Origin of the sequence: Mycobacterium simiae (assembly GCF_010727605.1) — a bacterium.
Lineage (GTDB): Bacteria > Actinomycetota > Actinomycetes > Mycobacteriales > Mycobacteriaceae > Mycobacterium > Mycobacterium simiae.
In genome coordinates this window covers 77233-100414 of the sequence record NZ_AP022568.1, presented here as the reverse complement: position 1 = coordinate 100414, position 23182 = coordinate 77233, and the positions used below count along the sequence as shown (strand labels likewise).

Below are 23182 nucleotides of genomic sequence, written 5' to 3'. Positions count from 1 at the left end.
TGGCGCGCAGAGTGCGCCGCTGATTGTCAGCCCATCGGGAGGTGAAGTGTGAAAAGCTCGTCAGTCGACCTCCTCCCAAAGCTACGCGCGCGCGAACGTGTTGTGGTGCACGTCGATTCGCTCGCCGCGCGTTGTCTCGGCGCATTCGCCCTGTTGGGCGCGGCGTGCTGGTTGGTCGCGATCCTTGCTCATCACCGGGTGCAGCCACAGTGGCACTACTCCGACCGGCTGGACTGGTCGTTGACGGTGCTCGCCGCGGTGGCCTTGATCGCGCGGGGTATCTTCCTAGGCCGTCCGGTGACCAGCCTGCACGCCGCGCTGGCCGCGCTGTGCGTCGTCGGCGGGCTGGGTTCACATGTGCTGGGTTTCGGACTGCTCGGAAACGTTCTGATCGCCGGATCGGGACTGGTGTTGATGTGGCCGACGGCGTCGCATCCACGGCCCGAAGACCTGCCGCGGGCATGGGCGTTGATCGACGCGACCACCGATGACCCGCTGGCCCCGTTCACCATGCAGACGGGTAAGAGCTACTTCTTCAACGCCGCCGGCACCGCCGCGCTCGCCTACCGGACACGGATGGGGTTCGCGGTGGTGGGCGGCGACCCGATCGGCGAACAGGCGCAATTCGCTCAGCTGGTGGCCGACTTCGCGGCGATGTGCCGCACCCGTGGCTGGCGGATAGCAGTGGTGGGCTGCAGCGAGCACCGGCTCGAATTATGGACTGACCCAATCATTCTCAAGCAGAGGCTGTGGGCGGTGCCGATCGGTCGCGACGTCGTGGTGGACGTGTCGAACTTCGACATGGTGGGGCGCAAGTTCCGCAATCTGCGCCAAGCGGTCAAGCGCACGCACAACGCGGGAATCACTACCGAAATCGTGGCCGAGCAGGAACTCGATGACGCGTTGCTGGCCGAATTGACCGATGTGGTGCGGGCATCGGCGCGCGGCGCCCATGCCGATCGTGGATTCCACATGAACCTCGACGGCGTGCTCGAAGGCCGATTCCCGGGCATACATCTGATCATCGCCAGGGACGCCGCCGGCCGCGTCCAGGGCTTCCACCGGTACGCGACGGCCGGAGGTGGCAGCGACATCAGCCTCGACGTGCCGTGGCGTCGCCGCGGCGCGCCCAACGGGATAGACGAGCGGCTCAGCGTCGACATGATCGTGACCGGTAAAAGGACTGGCGCGCAACGGCTATCGTTGTCATTCGCGGCGTTTCCGGAGATTTTCGACGAGGAACACCGTGGTCGCGTGCAATGGATCTGTTACCGGTTGATTCACCTGCTCGACCCATTGATCGCGCTCGAGTCGCTGTACCGGTACGTGCGAAAGTTTCACGCGCTGGATAGGCGCCGCTACGCGCTGATCTCGCTGACCCAGTTGCTGCCGCTGATCGTCGTCTTGCTCTCGCTGGAATTCATGCCACGTCGGCGTCACTTGTAGCGCCGTCGATCGCCGAGCCGACGCGCAGTTCGGCGCAGCGCATGCCCGCGGGCAAGTGATGAGTAGCGATCACCACCGTCCGGTCCCCGGCCATCAGGCCCGCATCCGGGGTGAGTAGCGTCGCCAAAAACCGCTCAGCGTCGGCGGTTTCGAGATGCTCGGTGGGCTCGTCGAGCAGCACGATACGGGCCGGCGAGAGCACTGCGCGGGCCAGCAGCAACCGTCGGCGCTGACCGGCGGAGACCGCCTGCGCACCACCCGTCAGCACCGTCGAAAGCCCCTGGGGCAAATCGGCAAGCCAGTCCCCGAGCCCGACCGCCTGCAAGACCGCCGCCAATTCGTCGTCGTCGCAGTCGCCCCGGGCGACCAGCAGGTTGTCTCGCACCGTTGTCGCAAAAATGTGCGCGTCCTCGGCGAAAAAGCCGATGGCGCACGGTAATACCGCTGCGTCGAAGCGGCCGATGTCGATTCCGTTCAACCGCACCGCACCGTCTAACGGCGGCAGCAGTCCGGCAAGTGTCATCAGCAGCGTCGTCTTGCCGGAGCCGCTGGGCCCCGTGACGACCAGGCGCGCGCCGGGTGCGAGGTCGAGCGTCACCTGCTGAGCGTCGCCACGAGCATGACCGCAGTGCGCGTCGGCGGACAGCCGCGCTGTGCCGGCCGGTATTGGTGCCGGCGTTGCAGGCTCGGGTGTGCTGGCGCGGGGAGTCAGGTCGAGCAGACGGCGCGCGGCAATGCGCGAGCGGGTCAGCTGGATGGCGGCGGCCGGCAACGGCGTCATCGCTTCGAACGCCGACAGCGGCAACAACATCAGCACCGCAAGCGTGGTGGGGGCGACCGCCGGGGCCAACCCGATGCCCGCGATGACCGCACCGAGCACACTGATCCCCACGGCAGCGGTCGGCATGGCCTCGGCCAGTGCGGCCGGCTTCCCGGCCGAGTCCAGGGCATCGCTCCATTGCAGTTGACGGCGGTGGGCGTCGGCGATGACCGCGGGCAAGGCGCCGGCGACCCGAAGCTCGGGGGCATGCTCGAGGGCGATCATTGCCGACGTGTCGCGCTCGGAACGATGTTGACGGGCAACCTCTTCCTGCGTCGCCGCGGCTTGGCCGGCCAGCCGGGGCGCCACCACGCCCGTGCCGAGCAGACACAGCACCAGCACCGCGCCGGCCACCGGCGAAATGATCGCGACGGTAGCGGTCGCCGCGACCCCCAGCACCGCGGCGACGCCGATCGGCACGAGCGCGCGTACCACGACATTGGCCAGTTCGTCGACGTCGGCGCCGACCCGTGCCACCAGTTCGCCGCTGTGCAGCCGGACGGCCGCCGCGGTCGAGCCGTGTGCCAGTCGGTGGTAGATCTCCGTGCGGGCAACACCGGCCGCGCGCAACGCGGTGTCGTGGGTGGCCAGTCGCTCGCAGTAGTGCAGCACGCCGCGCGAGATCGCGAACATCCGCACCGCGACGACCGCGACGGACAGGTCGAGGATGGGCGGCATCTGCCAGGCCCGCGTGATCAGCCACGCCGACACCCCGGCCAGCGCGAGCGCACTGCCCAGCGACAGCACCCCCAGCGCGATCGCCGCCAGGAGGCGGGGGAGGCGGGGCCGCAGCAAGCCGACCGCGAGCAGCAGCGGATCAGACCGGCGCATAACGCGCCCGCCCCTCTGACATGACCTCGACGACCTGGTCGGCGATCGCGACCACCGACTGCCGATGACCGACCAGCACGACCGTAACACCGGCGCGTGCTCGCTCGACGATAGACCGCAGCACGTGGCCTTCGGTGCGGGCGTCCAAGTGCGCGGTGGGTTCGTCGAGCAGCAGCACCGGCGCGGCGGCCCCGAACGCCCGGGCCAATCCCAGCCGCTGCCGCTCGCCCAGCGACAGCCCCACCCCGCCACGGCCGAGCGCGGTGTTCAGGCCGTCAGGAAGCTCCCGCAGTACCGCATCGAACCCAGATGCGGCACAGGCATTTTCGATATCGTCCAGCTCACCGAACAGGTGCAGGTTGTCCTCGACGGTGCCGGGGACCAGCACAGGGCGTTGCGGCAGCCAGGAAAGCTGTTGCCACCAGTGCGCGGGATCCAGTTCGGTGACGTCGATCCCGTCCACGGTGACGCGGCCGCTGGATGGGACCGTGAGCCCGGCGATGACCTGCAGCGTGGTGGTCTTGCCCGCGCCGTTTCCTCCGGTCAACACGGTCACCCGGGCTGGCGGGAGCACCGCGGTCAGCTCGCACGGTGCGCGGCCGTCTCGCCCGGCCACGCTGAGTTTGTGCAGCCGGATGTGCGCGCCCGCAGCGCTGATCGTGCGGCTGCGCCCCGACGTAGCCGTGGGCGCGCCGATCAGTGCGAACGCCTCGTCGGCCGCGGTTCGGCCGTCCTGCGCGGCATGAAATTCCACTCCGATGCGGCGCAGCGGCCAATACACGTCGGGTGCCAGCAGCAGCACCGTCAATCCGGTGGCGAGGCTCATCTCGCCGAACACCAGACGCAGCCCAATACCGACCGCGATCAACGCGACCCCCAACGTGGCGAGCAGCTCGAGCACCAGCGCCGAGAGGAACGCGATACGCAACGTCGCCAGCGCCGAGCGTCGGTGCGCCGCAGCCAGTTCGCCGATGCGGCACTCCGGGCCGGAGGCGCGTCCCAGGGCACGCAGGGTGGGTACACCGGCAATCAAGTCCAGCAGCCGGCCCTGCAGGGTTGTCATCGCGGCCAGCGCCGCCGCCGATCGATCGGCGGTCGCCAACCCGATGAGGACCATGAAGATCGGGATTAGGGGCAGCGTGATCACCACGATCACAGTCGATTTCAGGTCGAAGCAGGCGATCACCGCCACACTTGCTGGAGTCAGCACCGCCGCCAGCAGCAAGGTCGGTACATAGCTGGTGAAATACGGTCGCAGGCCGTCGAGGCCCCGGGTGACCACCGCGGTCGCCGCGTCGCGTTGCGCGGCGAGCTCGCCGGGTTGGCGGCCGGTGACGGCGGCGAGGACCTGGCTGTTGAGATCGGCGATCACCGCGCTGGCGCCGCGGTGGCCCAGCCGGGCCTGCAGCCAGTGCGCGACCGTGCGAATGACCCACAGCGCCAGCAGGATCGACAGCGGGCCGAGCCACGCGTGCGGGTGACGGGTCGAGGGTTCGGTGATGACCCCCGCCACGATGCGCGCCAACACGATTGCCGAGCCGATCGCGCAGGCGGAGATCAGCACTCCGCAGCTCACCGTGGCGGCCAGGTAGCGCCGCAACGCGGCCGACGCCCGCCACAGTCGCGGGTCCAGGGGCGCCCGGGAGCTACGCGTACTCAGGACGGACGCCTCGACAGGCCGATCGGTGGCGGGATCCGGTCAGTCGAAATGCGTTGCCGGAAAACCCAGTAGGTCCATGCCTGGTACACAACCGTCAGCGGCGCCAAGAACGCGGTCACCCAGGTCATGATCTTGAGCGTGTACGGCGTCGACGACGCGTTGTAAATCGTGACGCTCCATTGCGGGTTCAGCGTCGAAGGCACCAGATTGGGGTAGAGCACGCCGAACAGCAGGATGACCACCGCCGCCACGACCAGCGCCGTGCAGGTGAATGCCCAGCCGTCGGAGCCGCGTCGCCACACCAGCGCGACGGCGCCCAGTTGTGCGACGACGGCCACCGCCAGCACCAACCAGGTCCAGTTCTTGCCGTGCGCCAACTGGGTCCAAATGCCAAAAGCGGCAACGAGTCCCGTCACCGGCAGCGACAGGCGCACCGCGAACCGGTGCGCGTCGTCGCGAATCGCACCGGACGTCTTCAACATCACGAATACCGCGCCGTACAACAGGAACAACCCGGCTGTGGCCAAGCCGCCCAGCAGGGTGTAGGCGTTGAGCACATCGCCGATCGAGAGGTGGACGTGCCCCGCGGCGTCTACCGGCAGGCCGCGGACCAGCGCGGCGAACGCGACACCCCACAGCACCGCGGGCAGCCACGATCCGGCCGCGATGCCGATGTCGGCCCGGGTGCGCCAGCCGGGATCATCGATCTTGCCGCGCCATTCGATTGCGACGGCACGCAGGATCATGCCGAACAGGATCGCTAACAGCGGCAGGTACAGGGTGGAGAACACGGTGGCATACCAGCCGGGAAACGCCGCGAACATCCCCGCGCCGGCGGTGATCAGCCAGACTTCGTTGCCGTCCCACACCGGGCCGATGGTGTTGAGCGCGGTCCGCCGGTGAATTTCCGGATCCCCGCCGGCGATCGAACGGGTCGAGCGCGCGAACGGCTCCATCAGCATGCCGACGCCGAAGTCGAAGCCCTCGAGGATGAAAAAGCCGAGGAACAACACCGCGATGACACCGAACCACAGCTCCTGCAATGGCATTGGTGAGCTCCTTTCGGGTTGATCTGCGGATCAGTAAGCGAACGACAGCGGCGCAACTTCGTCGTCACCGGGTGCTTTCGGCGGCGCGGGTTCGGCGTCGTGCTCCAGCGGGCCCTCGACGACGTAGCGCTTGAGCAGGAAGAACCAGATGACCGCCAGCAGCGCGTAAACCAACGTGAACGTCACCAGCGAGGTGACGACCATGCCGGCGGCGTGATCGGAGACTCCCGCGCTGACGGTCAACCGGACATGCTGGTCGCCGGTCGGGTTGGGGGCGACGATCCATGGCTGGCGGCCCATTTCGGTGAACACCCACCCGGCGCTGTTGGCCAGGAACGGCGTGGGAATGGTCAGCAGCGCGAACCAGGAGTACCACGGTTTGTCCGGGGTGCGTCCACGCCGTGTCAGCCATAACGTGGTGAGCGCGAACAAGACCGGGATGGCCATCAACCCGATCATCATGCGAAACGACCAGTACGTGACGAACAAGTTGGGCCGGTAGTCGTTTGGCCCGAAGCGCTGCTCGTAGTCCTGCTGGATATTGCGCACGCCTTGCAGTGTCACGCCGCTGAATTTGCTTTCCGCGAGGAACGGCAAGACGTAGGGGACCTCGATGACACGGGTGACGCTGTCGCAGTTGTTGTGGGTGCCGACCGTCAGGATGGAGAAGTCCGGATCGGTTTCGGTGTCGCACAACGATTCTGCCGACGCCATCTTCATCGGCTGCTGCTGGAACATCAGCTTGCCCTGTTGATCGCCGGTGAAGAACAGCCCGACGGTGGCCAGCAATGCCACCCAACATCCCAGGATGGCGGCCGGGCGGAACACGCGGCCGAGGTCGACGTCGCCGTTGCGGTGCGCGCGGACCAGCCACCAGGCGCTGACCGCGGCGACGAAGGTGCCCGCCGTCAACAGCGCGCCGGTCACGGCATGCGAAAACGCTGCTCGCCCGGTGTTATTGCTGAGCAGCGCGCCGATGCTATCCAGCTCCGCGCGCCGCGTCGACGGGTTGTAATGCGCCCCCACCGGGTGCTGCATGAACGAATTCGCCGAAATGATGAAGAACGCGGACACGTTGACCGAGATCGCCACGATCCACATGCAGGCCAGATGCACCAGCCGCGGCAGCCGGCTCCAGCCGAAGATCCACAGGCCGAGGAAGGTCGATTCGAAGAAGAACGCGGCCAAGCCCTCCATGGCCAGCGGGGCGCCGAAGATATCGCCGACGAACTTCGAGTATTGGGACCAGTTCATGCCGAACTGAAATTCCTGCACGATCCCCGTCGCCACCCCGATCGCGAAGTTGATCAGGAACAGCTTGCCGAAGAACTTGGTCAGCCGGTACCAGGCCGCGTTTCCCGTCGCCACCCAAATCGTTTGCATGACCGCGATCAGGGGAGCCAGCCCGATCGTCAGCGGCACAAAGATGAAGTGGTAGACGGTAGTGATACCGAATTGCCACCGCGAAACGTCGACGACATTCATCGGTCATCTCCCATGGCTGCAGGGTCTACGACGGAGTGTAGTAGCTAGGCTGGGTCGGCGCCACGCTCGAGTTGTCTGGCGGCTTTCCGGATCCCGAACGAGGCGACGGCTTCCAAGACGCCGATGACGACCAGCCAGACACCGACCACCAGCGCCAGCGTGATGATCGACGCGAACGGTGACGCCAACACCACGAGGCCGGCCAGCAGGGTGAGCACGCCGAGAACGATCGACCACCCCCGCCCCGGTAGCGTCGCGTCGCTGATCGCGGAAATAGTCGTCGCGACCCCGCGGAAGATGAACCCAATGCCGATCCAGATGGCCAGTAGCAGGACCGCGTTGCCGAAGTGGCGAAACGCCAACACCGCCAGAACCAATGACGCCGCGCCGCTGACGAACAACAGAACGCGTCCGCCCGCCGACACCTGCAGGCTGAATGCGAACATGACCTGCGCCACCCCGGTGATCAGCAGATACACCCCGAACGCGATCGCCGCGGCGAGCACCGAGATGCCCGGCCACGCGAGCACCACGATGCCGACGATTAGGGTCATCGCTCCCGATGCCAGCGTGGCCTTCCATAAGTGCGGCAACATGCTCGGAACTTCAGCGGGCTGCATAGCCACACTGTGGCATACCCCAGGTATGGCGGATAGGGACTTTAGACCGTGGCGCCGTGCGTTGTGCGCGGTGTCTCGATCGCCAGGTCGCTCTCGTCGCGAGGCGCCGGCCGCCGGCCGATGAGGTACCAGGTCCGCATCAGGCCTTTGCCTTTGACCTCAATGCGGCCGCGCTCCTGCAGCACGAATTCGCCCTTCAGGCGCTCGTAGACATCCTCGGGGACTTGGATCTGTCCCACGGAGTCCGTCGACTCCATCCGAGCCGCGACATTGACGGCGTCGCCCCACACGTCGTAGAAAAAGCGCCGCGAGCCCACGACGCCCGCCACCACCGGGCCGGTCGCAAAGCCGATCCGCAATGGCACCGACAGGCCATGCGGGTCCTTGAGTTCGGCCGCCGTCGCGACCATGTCGAGGGCGAAGTCCGCCAGGGCCTGTACGTGGTCGGGCCTTGGTCGCGGGACTCCGCTGACCACCATGTACGAGTCGCCGCTGACCTTGATTTTCTCCAGGCCGTGCCGGTCGACCAGCTCGTCGAACGCGCTGTAGAGCCGGTCCAGGAACTTGACCAGGTCGCACGGCGCGGTGGTGCTGGCGCGCTCGGTGAAGCCGACCATGTCGGCGAACAGAACCGAGGCTTCGTCGTATCGGTCAGCGATGACATTGCGCTCTGGTTCTTTGAGTCGTTCGGCGACGCTGGCCGGCAACATGTTGGCCAACAATGCCTCCGAGCGCTCGTACTCGGCTTCCATCCCGGCCTCGGCGCGTTGGGTGTCGCGCATGGCGTACCACACGGTCACGACCACCATCGCGCACGCCGACAGGGTGGTGATCACGAAGCTCATCGTCATCGCCCACGGCGGTTCCAATCCGGTGGAGCGGGGGACAAGGAACTGCAGTGTGATGACGAGCGCGGCACCGAGGGTGGCCAGTAATGCCGCAAGGCCGATCCGTTCAATGCCGAGCTGCAACACCACCAGGCTGGCGGTGGTCACCAGGTAGTACTGCACCCCGCCGCCGGTACCCACATGCCAGCAGGTCACGACGACCGCGGCGTAGGCGGTGAAGATAAACGTAAGTGGCGCAACCAATTCCCCGAAACGCTTGAGCCATGGGACGCAGGCGAAAATCACGCCGGTGCAGACGTTGACGATCTGGATGGTGTAGGCCGCCGGTCCCGACCAGAAACCGAGGATGGCGAAGACGAAACACACCAGTACGCCCATTAGGGCGTTGATGTTGAGCACCCGCACCCGTCGGGCATTGCTGTCGGCGTAGTGCTGGCTGCGGGCGCGGGTCTCGGCCCGCACCGCCGCTTTACAGTCCGGGCGCGTCGACCCGTCCGGCCGACTCGGTGGGGCACCGCATTTCTTAGCCGCCACGGTCAAAGCGTAACCGCAAAATGGGCGTATACCCAGCGTGGCGGTTCGCTGCCGCGCTGCGGGGAGCCCCGATCGGCGCAGTATCGGTTGCGTCCGAACCAACGACGTTGTCCGCCAAGGATTCTCGCGGATCACCGCGGAGGCTCTAGCGTTTTATTGACGCACCTGCAAACGCAACCGGCGCATCCAGGCGAATGCATTGTCCGACAGATGATTCCGTCAGCGGGGTGACCTGGAGGGCGATGCAGGCCCGTCGGGGAAGCATCGGTTACCCACACAGCAACCGGGACCGCCGTCGAGGACGGCACTGTCTGCAAACCCAAGACACAGTCGACATAGCGGTGGTTAGGTGAGGCAGATAGTCCCTCAGCGACCCGAGGCGGGGCGAGTGAACGGCCGGCGCTGAGGTCAACCACGCAACGCGTATTTGCAATACAAGGAGTTCACATGGCGGTCCGGGGTATCAGGGCGCTCAAGAAAATCATGCAGACAACGTTCGACCCAGAGCTCGTGATTCCGGAAGATGTTCGGGTGACAGAATTTACTGGTGATAACAGTTTGTCGCGAAAAGAACTGTTTCAGCACCCGATTCCCGCGGACTCCCTGATATGGAAGTATTGGGGTCGTCTTGACGTGATATTTTTCGGCAGCGGAGTGGTGGGCACCATCGCGGGAGCGTGGCCCCAGATGGCGAAAGCGACTACGAATTCCGTTCTTTTCACCGGGGATAGTTCTTTCGGTGCGCGCGCTAAGATATATAAAGTACGGCGGCAGCGATCTCGCGAGTACATTTATGGCACCGTGTACGACGCCCCGGAAGAGGCAAAGAAATATGGACTGAAGACGCGGAATATGCACAAGTCGGTCAAAGGTGAGCTGCAAGACGGCACGTATCATGCGTTGAATGCCGAGACCTTCTACTTTGCGCATGTTACTTTCTTCTATCACCTATTGATAATAATAACCGAGCAGCTTTATTTCGGCGGGTCGATGCCGCGGGCAATGAAAGAACAAATCTTTCAGGAATCGAAGGAGTGGTACAGCATGTGGGGGGTGGACGACAGCCCGCAGCCGGACACCTACGACGATTTCGAGCGGTATCTGGAAAACATCGAGCGTAATCACTTGGTGAACTCACAAGTAACGCAGGTCATGCTGGAACAATTTATGGAGCGCCGCCCGGCGCCGCGGTGGTGGCCGGCAGTCATGAAAAAGTTCGTGTGGCCCTGGGTGGCGGCGCGGCGGCAAGTCGTTGTCAATAGTTTTCCGCAGCACGTGCGGGAGCTGTTCAATCTCGAGTGGACTCCCGAGGACGAGGAGATGTCCCGCCGCTTCATGCATATGTATCGACGGGTTTACGCAATTGCCGAGCGTCTTCTCCCGCTGAAATTTCTCTACTTGCCCATTGCGGTGGCAGGCTTTGAGCGGGAAGGCATCGATCCGCGCAACATCACTCTGGAGTCCGCCCAGCAAGCGCTCCGGGAAAATCGTGCCCGCCGCGCTGCGCGAGAAAGTACCCCCGCGGATGAGCCGAATCGGGTGCTTGCTTCCAGGTAACGAGGGTGCGCGTGTCGTGGGCAACCACCGCCGGGGACAACGTCACAGTGCTGCAGATGGCCTTGCGCCATGAGACCGCCACGCTGATCTTGGACCGGGACGAGGCACTGTTGCACGCCGGCAGGTCGCGTTCGGCGTGTTGCGCTCACTAGCGGCCGGTCAGCATGCACTCTGACCCGCGCGGGTGGTGCCCTCGGTGAGATTCGAACTCACACTGGACGGGTTTTGAATCCGTTTCCTCTGCCAGTTGGGATACGAGGGCGCGTCCGGCCTACTACCTTAAACGAGCCTTCCACCATAGAGGATCGGTGTGGGGGCCGGTTCTCAGAGACCCCGACGTGGCTGGTCGCGACGATCCACGACAGAATATCGGTCATGACAGGCTCCACGACCGACACCAACGTCGATGTGCCGCGCCGGGTCCTGATCGCCGAAGACGAAGCGCTCATCCGACTCGACCTGGCCGAAATGCTCCGGGAGGAGGGGTACGACATCGTCGGTGAAGCCGGCGACGGGCAAGAGGCCGTCGAGCTGGCCGAGCAGCACAAGCCCGATTTGGTGATCATGGACGTGAAGATGCCCCGTCGAGACGGTATCGACGCGGCGTCGGAGATCGCCAGCAAGCGGATCGCGCCGATTGTCGTGCTGACGGCGTTCAGCCAGCGCGATCTCGTTGAACGGGCTCGCGACGCCGGGGCGATGGCATACCTGGTGAAACCCTTCACGATCAGCGACCTCATTCCGGCCATCGAGTTGGCCGTCAGCCGGTTCGGCGAGATCCGAGCGCTCGAGCATGAAGTGGCGACGCTGGCCGACCGCCTGGAGACGCGCAAGATTGTCGAGCGCGCCAAGGGGCTGCTGCAGGCCAAGCAGGGCATGACCGAGCCCGAGGCGTTCAAGTGGATCCAGCGCGCGGCCATGGACCGCCGGACCACGATGAAACGCGTGGCCGAAGTCGTGCTCGAGACCTTGAGCGATCAACCCGACGGGGCGTCGGATTAGCCATTCGAGTGTGTGCTTAGGGCCTCGAATGTGTGGTGGCGGTCTCGAGTGTGTGCGTGGGGCCTCGAGTGTGAATCGGCGGCGTCGAGTGTGCGCTCGCGGTGTTGACACGCCGCGACAGCCCGCCCTGGTGTGACAGGCTACGCCGCCATTGCACACTCAAACCCGCTAGCGGGCGACGATCAAGCCGCTAGCGAGCGGCCATCAACCCGCTAGCGGGCGACGATCAAGCCGGCACCGGGCGACACGCAAGCGGCTAGCGGGCGACGATCACCGACGAACCATGGCCGAATAGGCCCTGATTGGCCGTGACGCCGACCTTCGCGTTCTCCACCTGCCGGCCGGTGGCCTGGCCGCGCAGCTGCCAGGTCAGCTCGCAGACCTGCGCGATCGCCTGCGCGGGAATGGCCTCGCCGAAGCAGGCCAGCCCGCCCGACGGGTTGACCGGCACCTCGCCGCCGATCGTGGTGGCGCCGCTGCGCAGCAGCTGCTCGGCCTCACCCTTCGGGCACAACCCCAGATGCTCATACCAGTCGAGTTCCAGTGCAGTGGACAGGTCGTAGACCTCGGCCAGGCTCACGTCCTCGGGTCCGATGCCCGCCTCGGCGTAGGCGGCGTCGAGGATCTGGTCCTTGAACACCCGCTCGGGCGCCGCCACCGCGGCGGTGGAATCCGTTGCGATATCTGGCAATTCGGGCAGATGCTGCGGGTACTGCGGGGTGACGGTGCTGACCGCGCGCACCGACGGCACACCTTCGAGGGAGCCCAGATGCTTGCGGGTGAACTCGGCGCTGGCCACGATCAGCGCGGCGGCGCCGTCCGACGTCGCGCAGATGTCCAGCTGACGCAACGGGTCGCTGACCACCGGGCTGGCCAGCACGTCCTCGATCGAGGCCTCCTTGCGATAGCGGGCATTCGGGTTCTGCAGTCCGTGCTGGGAGTTTTTGACCTTCACCGCGGCGAAGTCCTCCGACGTCGCGCCGTACAAGTCCATCCGGCGCCGGGCCAACAGTGCGAAGTACACCGGGTTCATCGCGCCGATCAGGTGGAAGCGCTGCCAGTCCGGGTCGTTCTTGCGTTCCCCGCCGACCGGCGCGAACGCGCCTTTGGGTGTGGTGTCCGCGCCGATCACCAGCGCGACGTCGCAGAAGCCGGCCAGGATGTGGGCGCGGGCACTCTGCAGCGCCTGCGAACCGCTGGCGCATGCGGCGTAGCTGGAGCTGACCGGCACACCGTTCCAGCCCAGCTTCTGGGCGAAGGTCGACCCGGCGATGAAACCCGGGTAGCCGTTGCGGATCGTGTCCGCCCCGGCGACCAGCTGAATTTGCCGCCAGTCCAGACCGGCCTCGGCCAACGCCGCCCGGGCCGCGACCACGCCGTATTCGGTGAAGTCCCGGCCCCATTTGCCCCAGGGGTGCATGCCGGCGCCGAGAATGTAGAGCGGTTCGGGATTACTCATTGCGAAATCCTCCAGGCGTGCACGATGCGCTGCACGCCGTCGTCGTCGGTGAACAGCGGCATCGTGGTCAGCTCCATCTCCATGCCGACCGTCAAGTCCGCCGCGAGCGTGCCCTCGACCACCTTGCCGAGCACGATGATGCCCTCGGCGGCCAGTTCGACGGCGGCGATGGCGAACGGCTCGAACGGGTCTGCTGCCGGATATGGCGCCGGGGGTGGATACCGGTTTTCGGTGTAGCTCCACAGCTTTCCCCGGGTCGACAGCGGGACGGCCTCGAGCGTGTCGCTGGCGCAGGCCGGATTGGGGCAGTTGTTCTCCCGCGGCGGAAAAACGTACGTGCCGCATGCCGGGCATTTGCTGCCGATCAGATGGGGATTCCCGGCCCCGTCAGTAGTCGAGTCGATGGCGAACCAGCCGTCGATCGCGGCTGCTGTACTGGTGACCTCTGGCACCCGGCCAGACTACCCAGCGCGGACGGAAAACTGAAACGTGTTGCAGTTGTGCCCCGGGGCCGGTCGGGGGCGGCCGACCGTCACACCCGATGCCTAGAGTGAGAGCCGTGCCTGCCGCGACCCTCATTCCCAGCGAGCAACAGACCAAGCCGACACTGATGTTGCTGGACGGCAATTCGCTGGCCTTCCGCGCGTTCTATGCGCTGCCCGCGGAGAACTTCAAGACCCGCGGCGGGCTGACCACCAACGCGGTGTACGGCTTCACCGCCATGCTGATCAACCTGTTGCGCGACGAGACGCCGACACACGTTGCCGCGGCATTCGACGTGTCCCGCCAGACGTTCCGGCTCGAGCGGTACCCGGAGTACAAGGCCGGCCGGTCGGAAACCCCCGACGAGTTCCGCGGCCAGATCGACATCACCAAGGAAGTGCTTGCCGCGCTGGGCATCACGGTGTTGGCCGAGCCCGGGTTCGAAGCTGACGACCTGATTGCGACGCTGGCGACCCAGGCCGAGTACGAGGGCTACCGGGTGCTGGTGGTCACCGGTGACCGCGACGCGCTGCAGTTGGTCAGCGACGACGTCACGGTGCTGTATCCGCGTAAGGGAGTCAGCGAACTCACCCGGTTCACCCCGGAGGCGGTGGTCGAGAAGTACGGGTTGACCCCCGCGCAATACCCCGACTTCGCCGCGCTGCGGGGCGACCCCAGCGACAACCTGCCCGGCATCCCCGGCGTCGGGGAGAAGACCGCGTCGAAGTGGATCATCGAATACGGATCGCTGCAGGGGCTGGTCGACAACGCCGACACCGTGCGCGGCAAGGTGGGCGACGCGCTGCGGGCGCACCTGGCCAACGTCATCCGCAACCGGGAGCTCACCGAACTCGTCAAGGACGTACCGATGGCCCAAACCCCGGACACGCTGCGGCTGCTGCCGTGGGATCGCGACCAGATTCACCGCCTCTTCGACGACCTGGAGTTCCGGGTGCTGCGCGACCGGCTGTTCGAGACCCTGGCCGCTGTCGAGCCCGAGGTCGACGAGGGATTCGACGTGCGGGGTGGCGCGCTGGAACCCGGCGAGCTGGCCGTCTGGCTGGCCGAGCACAGCTCGGGCAAGCGGTTCGGCCTGGCCGTCGTCGGCACCCACCTGGCCTACGATGCCGACGCCACCGCGCTGGCCATTGTCTCCGCCGACGGCGACGGCCGCTACCTCGACACCGCGACGCTGGGCCCCGACGACGAGGCGGCGCTGGCGTCCTGGTTGGCCGACCCGGGTCCGCCCAAGGCGCTGCACGAAGCCAAGCTGGCGATGCACGATCTGGCCGGGCGGGGCTGGACGCTGAACGGCGTCACCTCCGACACCGCGCTGGCCGCCTACTTGGTGCGTCCAGGCCAGCGCAGCTTCGCCCTCGACGATTTGTCGCTGCGCTACTTGCGCCGCGAATTGCGCGCTGAAACACCTGAGCAGCAACAGCTTTCGCTACTCGACGATTCCGAGGGCGTCGACGATCAGGCGGTGCAGACGTTGATTCTGCGGGCGGTCGCGGTGCTGGATCTCGCCGACGCACTCGACGAGGAACTGGCGCGGATCGACTCCACCTCGCTGTTGGCCGGTATGGAATTGCCGGTGCAGCGGGTGCTGGCCGGCATGGAGCACACCGGTATCGCGGTGGACATGGAGCGACTGAGCGAGCTGCAAAGCGATTTCGCCCACCAGATTCGCGACGCGGCGGAGGCCGCGTATGAGGTGATCGGCAAGCAGATCAACCTAGGCTCGCCGAAACAGTTGCAGACGGTGCTGTTCGACGAGCTGGGCATGCCGAAAACCAAGCGCACCAAGACCGGCTACACCACCGACGCGGATGCCCTGCAGTCGCTGTTCGACAAGACCGGTCACCCGTTCCTGCAGCATCTGCTCGCGCACCGCGATGCCACTCGGCTCAAGGTCACCGTGGACGGGTTGCTGAACGCGGTGGCCTCCGATGGGCGCATCCACACCACGTTCAACCAGACCATCGCGGCGACAGGCAGATTGTCGTCGACCGAGCCGAATCTGCAGAACATTCCGATTCGCACCGAGGCCGGCCGCCGCATCCGCGACGCATTCGTGGTCGGCGACGGGTATGCGGAGCTGATGACCGCCGACTACAGCCAGATCGAGATGCGGATCATGGCGCACCTGTCCAAGGACGAGGGCCTGATCGAGGCCTTCAACACCGGCGAAGACCTGCATTCGTTCGTGGCCTCCCGGGCGTTCGGGGTGCCGATCCAAGAGGTCACCGCCGAACTGCGCCGCCGGGTCAAGGCGATGTCGTATGGACTGGCCTACGGGTTGAGCGCCTACGGGCTGTCCGCGCAGCTCAAGATCTCCACCGAAGAAGCCAAAGAGCAGATGGACCTGTACTTCGCCCGATTCGGCGGGATCCGCGACTACCTGCGCGATGTCGTTGAGCAGGCCCGCAAGGACGGCTATACGTCCACGGTCTTCGGGCGCCGGCGCTACCTGCCCGAGCTCGACAGCAGTAACCGCAACGTCCGCGAAGCCGCCGAGCGCGCCGCGCTGAACGCGCCCATCCAGGGCAGCGCCGCCGACATCATCAAGGTGGCCATGATCGAGGTGGACAAGGCGATCAACGAGGCCGGACTCAAATCGCGCATGTTGTTGCAGGTCCACGACGAATTGCTGTTCGAAATCGCGCCCGGCGAACGCGAGCAGGTCGAGGCGCTGGCCCGCGAGAAGATGGGGGGCGCCTACCCGCTGGACGTACCGCTGGAGGTGTCCGTCGGCTACGGGCGCTCCTGGGACGCCGCCGCGCACTAGAACGAGGGAGCGCCATGAACGCCGCCTGGATCATCCCGTTCATCGTCCTGGGTGGTGCGCTTCAGACGTGCGGAGCCGCGATGAACGGCCAGCTGTACAAGCACATGATCAACCCGTGGCTGGCGTCGGCCGTTTCGTTCGCGGTCATCACCGTTTTCTTCGTTGCCGCGTTCCTGCTGATACCGAAACCGCTGCCCACCGCTCGCGACATCGCATCCATGCCGTGGTGGGCCGTGATCGGTGGCCTGGTGGGAGCGGTCCAGGTGTATGCCGGCCTCACCCTGGTCAATCGGGTAGGAGCCGGCACCTTTATGGCTTTCACCGTCACCTCCGCGCTCATCATGTCGCTGCTGATCGACCATTTTGGCTGGTTACGAGTGGACCCTCATCCGCTCACGCTGCCCAGGGTCCTCGGCGGGGTGCTCATGATCTGTGGAGTGGTGCTGATCGCGAAGTTCTGACCGGCGGCACGACACGCCCGCAATTCGCCCAGACGTAACGTGCGCGTCAGATATGCAGCGGTTATGAGAGCCCAAGTTTGGCCAGCGTGTGCCGAGTCGAGTAGCCTCAACACGTAAATCCCTGATTTGTCCCTACGACCCAACCTGTCCGGAGCACCCCAACAATATGCCGAGTCCCACCGTCACCTCGCCCCAAGTAGCCGTCAACGACATTGGCTCCAGCGAGGACTTTCTCGCAGCAATCGACAAAACGATCAAGTACTTCAACGATGGCGACATCGTCGAGGGCACGATCGTCAAAGTGGACCGGGACGAGGTGCTCCTCGATATCGGCTACAAGACCGAAGGGGTCATCCCCGCCCGCGAACTCTCCATCAAGCACGATGTCGACCCCAACGAGGTCGTTTCCGTCGGCGATGAGGTCGAGGCCCTCGTTCTCACCAAGGAGGACAAAGAAGGCCGCCTGATCCTGTCCAAGAAGCGTGCGCAGTACGAGCGCGCCTGGGGCACCATCGAGGCCCTCAAGGAGAAGGACGAGGCCGTCAAGGGCACCGTCATTGAGGTCGTCAAGGGCGGCCTGATCCTCGACATCGGACTGCGCGGCTTCCTGCCCGCCTCACTGGTCGAGATGCGCCGGGTCCGCGATCTGCAGCCCTACATCGGCAAGGAGATCGAGGCCAAGATCATCGAGCTGGACAAGAACCGCAACAACGTGGTGCTGTCCCGCCGTGCCTGGCTCGAGCAGACCCAGTCCGAGGTGCGCAGCGAGTTCCTCAACCAGCTGCAGAAGGGCACCATCCGCAAGGGTGTGGTTTCCTCCATCGTCAACTTCGGCGCGTTCGTCGACCTGGGCGGGGTGGACGGTCTGGTGCACGTCTCCGAGCTGTCCTGGAAGCACATTGACCACCCGTCCGAGGTGGTTCAGGTGGGCGACGAGGTCACTGTCGAGGTGCTCGACGTGGACATGGACCGCGAGCGGGTTTCGTTGTCGCTCAAGGCAACTCAGGAAGACCCGTGGCGTCACTTCGCCCGCACCCACGCGATCGGTCAGATCGTGCCGGGCAAGGTCACCAAGCTGGTGCCGTTCGGCGCGTTCGTCCGCGTCGAGGAGGGCATCGAGGGCCTGGTGCACATCTCCGAGCTCGCCGAGCGTCACGTCGAGGTGCCCGACCAGGTGGTTGCCGTCGGCGACGACGCGATGGTCAAGGTCATCGACATCGACCTGGAACGCCGCCGAATCTCGTTGTCGCTCAAGCAGGCCAACGAGGACTACACCGAAGAGTTCGACCCGGCGAAGTACGGCATGGCCGACAGCTACGACGACCAGGGCAACTACATCTTCCCCGAGGGCTTCGACGCCGAAACCAACGAGTGGATGGAAGGCTTCGACGCTCAGCGCCAGGAGTGGGAAGCCCGCTACGCCGAGGCCGAGCGCCGGCACAAGATGCACACCGCGCAGATGGAGAAGTTCGCCGCGGCCGAAGCGGCCGGACACGTCGACAGCGAGCACGCGCCGGGCAACGGCGCGCCCGCGGAGAAGGCGGCAGGCGGTTCGCTGGCCAGCGACGCACAGCTGGCCGCGCTGCGGGAAAAGCTCGCCGGCAACGCCTAACGTCGGTCAGGGATGCTGCGCATCGGGTTGACCGGCGGCATCGGCGCCGGCAAGTCGGCGTTGTCGGCCACGTTCGCGGAATGCGGTGGGGTCATCGTCGACGGCGACGTTATTGCCCGCGAGGTTGTCCAACCGGGCACCGAGGGGTTGGCGTCGCTCGTCGAGGCCTTCGGCGCGGACATCCTGCTGCCCGACGGATCGCTGGATCGTCCTGCGTTGGCCGCCAGAGCCTTTCCCAATGACGAGGCACGCCAGAAGCTGAACGGGATCATCCATCCGCTGGTGGCTCGGCGGCGCGCGGAAATCATCGCGTCGGTGCCCGACGATGCGGTGGTGGTCGAGGACATTCCGCTGTTGGTGGAGTCCGGTATGGCGCCGCTGTTCCCACTGGTGATCATCGTGTACGCCGACGTCGAAGAGCGGGTGCGGCGGCTGGTCGAGCTGCGCGGCATGCCCGAGGAAGACGCCCGGGCCAGGATCGCCGCCCAGGCCGACGACGATCAGCGGCGTGCCGTCGCCGATATCTGGATGGACAACTCGGGCGGTCAGGAGGATCTGGTCAAGCGCGCCCGCGAAGTGTGGAACGACCGGATCGTGCCGTTTGCGCACAATCTGTCCGAGCGTCGAACCGCCCGCGCTCCGATCCGCGTGGTGGCGGCCGATCCGACCTGGCCGGACCAGGCCCGGCGTATCGTCGCCCGGCTGTCCACGGCGTGTGGCCATAAAGCGTTGCGCGTCGACCACATTGGATCGACCGCGGTGCCGGAATTCGACGCCAAGGACGTCATCGACGTCCAGATCACCGTCGAATCACTCACCGCCGCCGACGAACTCGGCGACGCGTTGCTGACGGCTGGCTACCCGCGCCTGGAACACATCGAGCAGGATGACGTGCACGCCGAGGCCCGCAGCACCCTGAGCGAGTATGACCATAACGACGATACTGCCTTGTGGCGCAAGCGAATTCACGGCTCCGCCGATCCCGGCCGTCCGACGAATGTACACATCCGGGTGGACGGCTGGCCCAACCAGCAGTTCGGGTTGCTGTTCGTGGACTGGCTGGCCGCCAACCCGCAGGAACGGGTCGACTACCTGGCCGCCAAGAAGGCGGCCGAACAGCAAGCCGGCGGCGACGCGGCCAGCTATGTCGAGGCGAAGGACCCCTGGCTGGCCGGGGCTTACCACCGCGCATGGGAATGGGCGGACTTTACCGGCTGGCGGCCCTAACGACGCGGTCAATGCTGGCAGTGCGGGCACCACAACGACGTCCGACCGCCCACCCGGTCATGGCGCAGCCGCGTTCCGCAGCGTGGGCAACTCGGGTCGGGGTCGTCGCGTACCCGGGTCAGCCATCGGGGCAGGCCGGGCACGCGGCCGTGCCGCACCGAAGTGCGCAGCACCTGAGTCATCGCGGTATGCAGCCGCTTCACGTTGTCGGCGTTTAGGTCGGCCACCAGATGAGTCGGCCGGAGCCTGGCCCGCCAGCAGATTTCGTCGGTGAGCAGATTGCCGAGGCCGGCGATCACCGACTGGTCCATCAGCGTCGGCTTCAGCCGGCCGGTCTGACGGCGCCGCCCGGTGAGGACCTTGCGAAATTCCCGCAGTCCCATACCCAACGCGTCGGGCCCCTGCGGACCCAGCACGTTCGCAAGGTCGTCCTCGTCGTCGGCCAGCCACACCCCGCGCAGTTTCCGAAGATCGGCGTAGCGCAGTTCGCCCCTGTCGAGGGAAACCACCAGCCGCTCATACTTTTCCGGTTCGGCACCGGCATGGGCGTAGAACGGATGTCCGGTCATGCCGCTGTGGACCAGCAGCGTCGGGCCGTCAGTGGGCAGAATCAACCATTTGCCGTGTCGGCGTGGTGTCGTGAAATGGTGCCCGGCGAGGCGGCGACCGAGCGCGGTGGCGGAGATGTTGCGCAGAATCCCGGGGTCTTCGACCCGCACGTGCGCGATCTTGCGGCGGGGCAAGGTTTTGGCCAGCTCGCGCCGGAACCCCTCGACGTCGGGCAGCTCAGGCATGAAGCTTCGCCAGCCGCTCGAGCGGACCGGTCAGCGAGCGGGCGTGCCGGTACATGTCGGCCCACGGATCGCCTTGGCCGGCCAACCGTCTGGGAACGTCGCGGATGGTGAACCGATCGGCGCGCAGACCGCGGGTGTCCAGTTCGTCCCATTCCAGCGGGGTGGCTACCGGCGCGCCGTCGCGGGCCCGCACCGAGTACGGCGCGACCGCGGTCTGCGCGTAGGCGTTGCGCATGATGTCGAGGTAGACGCGGTCGCCGCGGTTTTCCTTGCGGGCCTCTACCGTTCGATGCGCGGGGTCGTCGGCGGCGACGACTTCGGCGACGTCGCGGGCGAATTGGCGCACGGTGTCGAAGTCGATCTCGGGGCGCACCGGCACCACCACATGCAGTCCACGTGACCCCGTGGTCTGCAGGTAGCGGGCCAGCCCCAGCTCGTCGAGTACGTCGGCCGCGGCGCGGGCCGCTGCCCGCACCACCGCGAAATCGTCACCGGATGGGTCGAAATCGAACACCAAGCGGTCGGGATGGTGCAGCCGGTTTTGCCGCGACTGCCACACATGCAAGGTGATGCAGCTCTGGTTAGCCAGCCAACGCAGGGCTTGGGGGCGTTCGGCCAGCGGATGGACCAGGGTGCCGCCCTCCTTGTCGACCCTGATCCCGTTCATCCAGTCCGGCAGTGTGTCGGCGAAATCCTGTTGGACAAACCCTTTTTCGCCGATACCGCGTGGGAATCGTTGTACGGTCAGCGCGCGGCCCCGCAGATGCGGCAGCATAGTCTCGGCCACCTCGCCGTAATAGTCGGCCAGGTGTTGCTTGGTGATGCCGTCCTTCGGGAACAGGACGCGATCCGGGTGGGTGATGTCAACCTCGACGCGTGCCATCAGTGTGTCTCCCGTATCACCTCGGTGGGATCCTTATCGGTTCGCAGACCCTGGTAGCGCGGATGGCGGAGCTTACCGTCGCGGGTCCACTCGGTAAACCCGATCTGCACCACCAGTTCCGGCCGCACCCAATTAGCGCCGTTCTCCCGCAACAGTCCCCGGCCAAATGGTGGTGTCTCCTGCTCGAGGGGGGAAAGCCGCTCGTGCAGGTCGCGCAGTGCGGCCTCGTCGAAACCGGTGCCGACCTTGCCGGCGTAGACCAGGTTGCGGTTGTTCGCGGGACCGGCGTAGTAGCCGATCAGCAACGCGCCCAACTCGATTCGGCTGCCCTTCGGGCTGGTGAAACCCCCGACGACGAATTCCTGATCGCGCACGCATTTGAACTTCAGCCAATTTTTCGACCGGCCGCCGTCGTAGCGGGAGTCGGCCAACTTGGCGATCACTCCTTCGTCTCCGCGCTTGCACGCGGCCTGGTACGCCGCGAGGCCGTCTCCGACGCGATGGGCGGTGTTACGCAACGGATCGTCGAAGCTGATTGCCGCGCGCAGCAGTCGCTTGCGCCACCGCAATGGCAGCGCGGTCGTGTCTTCGCCGTCGAGGTGCAGCAGGTCGAAAAGGTAGTAGTAAACCGGGATATGCGACGCCCGGGCCACCGCCGGATCCGTGATGCCCAGCCGGCCCTGCAGTCGGGCGAAGCTGGTACGGCGTCCCTGAAACGCCACGACCTCACCGTCGACCACGAAGCGGGTGGTGCGCTGGGCGGCGAGTGCCTCCATCAGCTCCGGATAGGTTCCGTTGAGCGGCTGGTGATTTCGCGACAACAGGTGTGTCTGATCGCCGTCGCGGAACGCCAGGCAACGCATGCCGTCGAACTTGCGCTCGAAAATCCAGTTCGGGTCGCTGAACCGCTGCTCGGTCAGTGTGGCCAGCGTCGGTGCCCGCCACTTCGGTACCCGCTCGGCGCGCAATGCGGCGCGCACCGGGTCGGGCAGGCCGGCGAGATCGGTCATGACCGGGCGGTCAGGTCGTCCAGCGTGCGACCGGTCAGCACTGATTTGGGTTGACTCTTGACGGGTTTGCGCCGGGCGTCGGCGTCCTGGTCCTTGCGTTTGATCAGCAGCCAGGTCTCGTCCTTACCCTCGCGAATCCGGGTGAGGGTAAAACCGCCCTGCAACTTGGCGCCCTGTAACTGGAACGAGAGATGGCCGCGGCGCAGGCATTCGTGCATATCGTGCTGGGTCGTGTTGACGTAGGTGCCGCGGTCCCAAACGATCACCGGGCCCGCTCCGTACTCGCCATCGGGAATGACTCCTTCGAATCCGGCGTAGGCCAGCGGGTGGTCCTCGGTACGGCGCGCCATCCGCCGGTCCTTCGGGTTGGTCGACGGTCCTCGGGGAACCGCCCACGAGGCGAGCACGCCGTTGATCTCGAGGCGGAAGTCGTAATGATCGCTGCGGGCGGCGTGGTGCTGGATAACGAAACACGGCGCGGTCGATGTGCCGCGGCGGCTGCGCCCGAGCCGCCCTGCTGGTTCGGGGCTTTTGCCGGAACGGCGTTTGCGCCGGTATTCGCTCAACGGCATACCGGGGGAATTACCCCCGCACAGCCTGCGAAAACTGGGTG

Annotated in this window: 20 protein-coding genes and 1 tRNA gene; 8 read left to right on the top strand and 13 right to left on the bottom strand. The window is 66.0% G+C overall.

Annotated elements, in window-relative coordinates; translation table 11 throughout:
- The first annotated feature begins 48 nt into the window (after positions 1 to 48).
- Entirely contained in the window at positions 49 to 1446 is a 1398-nt protein-coding gene (locus G6N33_RS00370) for a bifunctional lysylphosphatidylglycerol flippase/synthetase MprF (protein WP_044511609.1), read from the top strand.
- On the opposite strand, the gene cydC is transcribed toward G6N33_RS00370, so the two are convergent.
- From cydC to G6N33_RS00340, 6 genes are all read right to left on the bottom strand, one after another.
- Positions 1421 to 3097, bottom strand: coding sequence for a thiol reductant ABC exporter subunit CydC (gene cydC / locus G6N33_RS00365; protein ID WP_044511611.1), 1677 nt, complete (start codon positions 3095 to 3097; stop codon positions 1421 to 1423). The two genes, G6N33_RS00370 and cydC, sit on opposite strands and share 26 nt — an antisense overlap.
- Positions 3084 to 4673 carry a thiol reductant ABC exporter subunit CydD gene (cydD, locus tag G6N33_RS00360; protein ID WP_231382728.1) on the bottom strand — a complete coding sequence of 530 codons (1590 nt, stop codon included), beginning with the start codon at positions 4671 to 4673 and terminating at the stop codon, positions 3084 to 3086. Before cydD ends, cydC begins: the two co-directional genes overlap by 14 nt.
- Before the next feature lie 80 nt (positions 4674 to 4753).
- Positions 4754 to 5806: a cytochrome d ubiquinol oxidase subunit II gene (gene cydB / locus G6N33_RS00355; RefSeq protein ID WP_044511615.1), complete on the bottom strand. Its 1053-nt coding sequence runs from the start codon at positions 5804 to 5806 to the stop codon at positions 4754 to 4756.
- 30 nt (positions 5807 to 5836) lie between these two features.
- Complete coding sequence (locus G6N33_RS00350; RefSeq protein ID WP_044511617.1) at positions 5837 to 7291, bottom strand: cytochrome ubiquinol oxidase subunit I; 1455 nt, start codon at positions 7289 to 7291, stop codon at positions 5837 to 5839.
- 44 nt (positions 7292 to 7335) lie between these two features.
- Complete coding sequence (locus G6N33_RS00345; RefSeq protein ID WP_408632755.1) at positions 7336 to 7911, bottom strand: HdeD family acid-resistance protein; 576 nt, start codon at positions 7909 to 7911, stop codon at positions 7336 to 7338.
- Positions 7912 to 7952: 41 nt separating this feature from the next.
- Positions 7953 to 9293 (bottom strand): adenylate/guanylate cyclase domain-containing protein, encoded by a 1341-nt coding sequence (locus G6N33_RS00340; protein WP_044511620.1) that lies wholly within the window; start codon positions 9291 to 9293, stop codon positions 7953 to 7955.
- Positions 9294 to 9740: 447 nt separating this feature from the next.
- Here G6N33_RS00340 and G6N33_RS00335 point away from each other — a divergent pair, with 447 nt between their 5' ends.
- On the top strand, positions 9741 to 10850 hold the full coding sequence (locus G6N33_RS00335; protein ID WP_044511622.1) for an oxygenase MpaB family protein: 1110 nt from the start codon (positions 9741 to 9743) through the stop codon (positions 10848 to 10850).
- An 11-nt stretch (positions 10851 to 10861) separates the two neighbouring features.
- Positions 10862 to 11002 (top strand): hypothetical protein, encoded by a 141-nt coding sequence (locus G6N33_RS00330; protein WP_155945977.1) that lies wholly within the window; start codon positions 10862 to 10864, stop codon positions 11000 to 11002.
- Positions 11003 to 11035: 33 nt separating this feature from the next.
- Here G6N33_RS00330 and G6N33_RS00325 read toward each other — a convergent pair.
- Positions 11036 to 11112: transfer RNA gene (locus tag G6N33_RS00325), tRNA-Leu, on the bottom strand.
- 113 nt (positions 11113 to 11225) lie between these two features.
- Here G6N33_RS00325 and G6N33_RS00320 point away from each other — a divergent pair.
- Entirely contained in the window at positions 11226 to 11852 is a 627-nt protein-coding gene (locus G6N33_RS00320) for an ANTAR domain-containing response regulator (RefSeq protein ID WP_044511623.1), read from the top strand.
- A gap of 256 nt (positions 11853 to 12108) precedes the next feature.
- On the opposite strand, the gene G6N33_RS00315 is transcribed toward G6N33_RS00320, so the two are convergent.
- On the bottom strand, positions 12109 to 13311 hold the full coding sequence (locus G6N33_RS00315; protein WP_044511625.1) for a lipid-transfer protein: 1203 nt from the start codon (positions 13309 to 13311) through the stop codon (positions 12109 to 12111).
- Positions 13308 to 13763, bottom strand: a complete 456-nt coding sequence (locus G6N33_RS00310; protein WP_044511627.1) for a Zn-ribbon domain-containing OB-fold protein — start codon at positions 13761 to 13763, stop codon at positions 13308 to 13310. The genes G6N33_RS00315 and G6N33_RS00310 overlap by 4 nt, the downstream gene beginning before the upstream one ends.
- 89 nt (positions 13764 to 13852) lie before the next feature.
- On the opposite strand from G6N33_RS00310, the gene polA reads away from it, so the two are divergent.
- From polA to coaE, 4 genes are all read left to right on the top strand, one after another.
- A complete protein-coding gene (gene polA / locus G6N33_RS00305) occupies positions 13853 to 16582 on the top strand; it encodes a DNA polymerase I (RefSeq protein WP_044511629.1) in 2730 nt (909 codons plus the stop codon).
- 14 nt (positions 16583 to 16596) lie between these two features.
- Positions 16597 to 17043, top strand: coding sequence for a DMT family transporter (locus G6N33_RS00300; RefSeq protein ID WP_044511631.1), 447 nt, complete (start codon positions 16597 to 16599; stop codon positions 17041 to 17043).
- A 166-nt stretch (positions 17044 to 17209) separates the two neighbouring features.
- Complete coding sequence (gene rpsA / locus G6N33_RS00295) at positions 17210 to 18655, top strand: 30S ribosomal protein S1 (RefSeq protein ID WP_044511632.1); 1446 nt, start codon at positions 17210 to 17212, stop codon at positions 18653 to 18655.
- A gap of 12 nt (positions 18656 to 18667) precedes the next feature.
- Entirely contained in the window at positions 18668 to 19882 is a 1215-nt protein-coding gene (coaE, locus tag G6N33_RS00290; RefSeq protein ID WP_044511634.1) for a dephospho-CoA kinase, read from the top strand.
- A gap of 8 nt (positions 19883 to 19890) precedes the next feature.
- Here the strand turns inward: coaE and G6N33_RS00285 are convergent, their stop codons facing one another.
- Genes G6N33_RS00285 through G6N33_RS00270 form a run of 4 tightly spaced genes read right to left on the bottom strand, consistent with a single transcriptional unit; the run spans position 19891 to position 23141 of the window.
- Positions 19891 to 20676 carry an Fpg/Nei family DNA glycosylase gene (locus G6N33_RS00285; RefSeq protein WP_044511636.1) on the bottom strand — a complete coding sequence of 262 codons (786 nt, stop codon included), beginning with the start codon at positions 20674 to 20676 and terminating at the stop codon, positions 19891 to 19893.
- On the bottom strand, positions 20669 to 21559 hold the full coding sequence (gene ligD / locus G6N33_RS00280; RefSeq protein ID WP_101528864.1) for a non-homologous end-joining DNA ligase: 891 nt from the start codon (positions 21557 to 21559) through the stop codon (positions 20669 to 20671). Before ligD (G6N33_RS00280) ends, G6N33_RS00285 begins: the two co-directional genes overlap by 8 nt.
- The gene (gene ligD, locus G6N33_RS00275) at positions 21559 to 22569 is read right to left on the bottom strand and encodes a non-homologous end-joining DNA ligase (protein WP_044511641.1); all 1011 of its coding nucleotides are present in this window, start codon (positions 22567 to 22569) and stop codon (positions 21559 to 21561) included. Before ligD (G6N33_RS00275) ends, ligD (G6N33_RS00280) begins: the two co-directional genes overlap by 1 nt.
- Positions 22566 to 23141 carry a DNA polymerase ligase N-terminal domain-containing protein gene (locus G6N33_RS00270; protein ID WP_044511642.1) on the bottom strand — a complete coding sequence of 192 codons (576 nt, stop codon included), beginning with the start codon at positions 23139 to 23141 and terminating at the stop codon, positions 22566 to 22568. Before G6N33_RS00270 ends, ligD (G6N33_RS00275) begins: the two co-directional genes overlap by 4 nt.
- Positions 23142 to 23182: the final 41 nt, after the last annotated feature.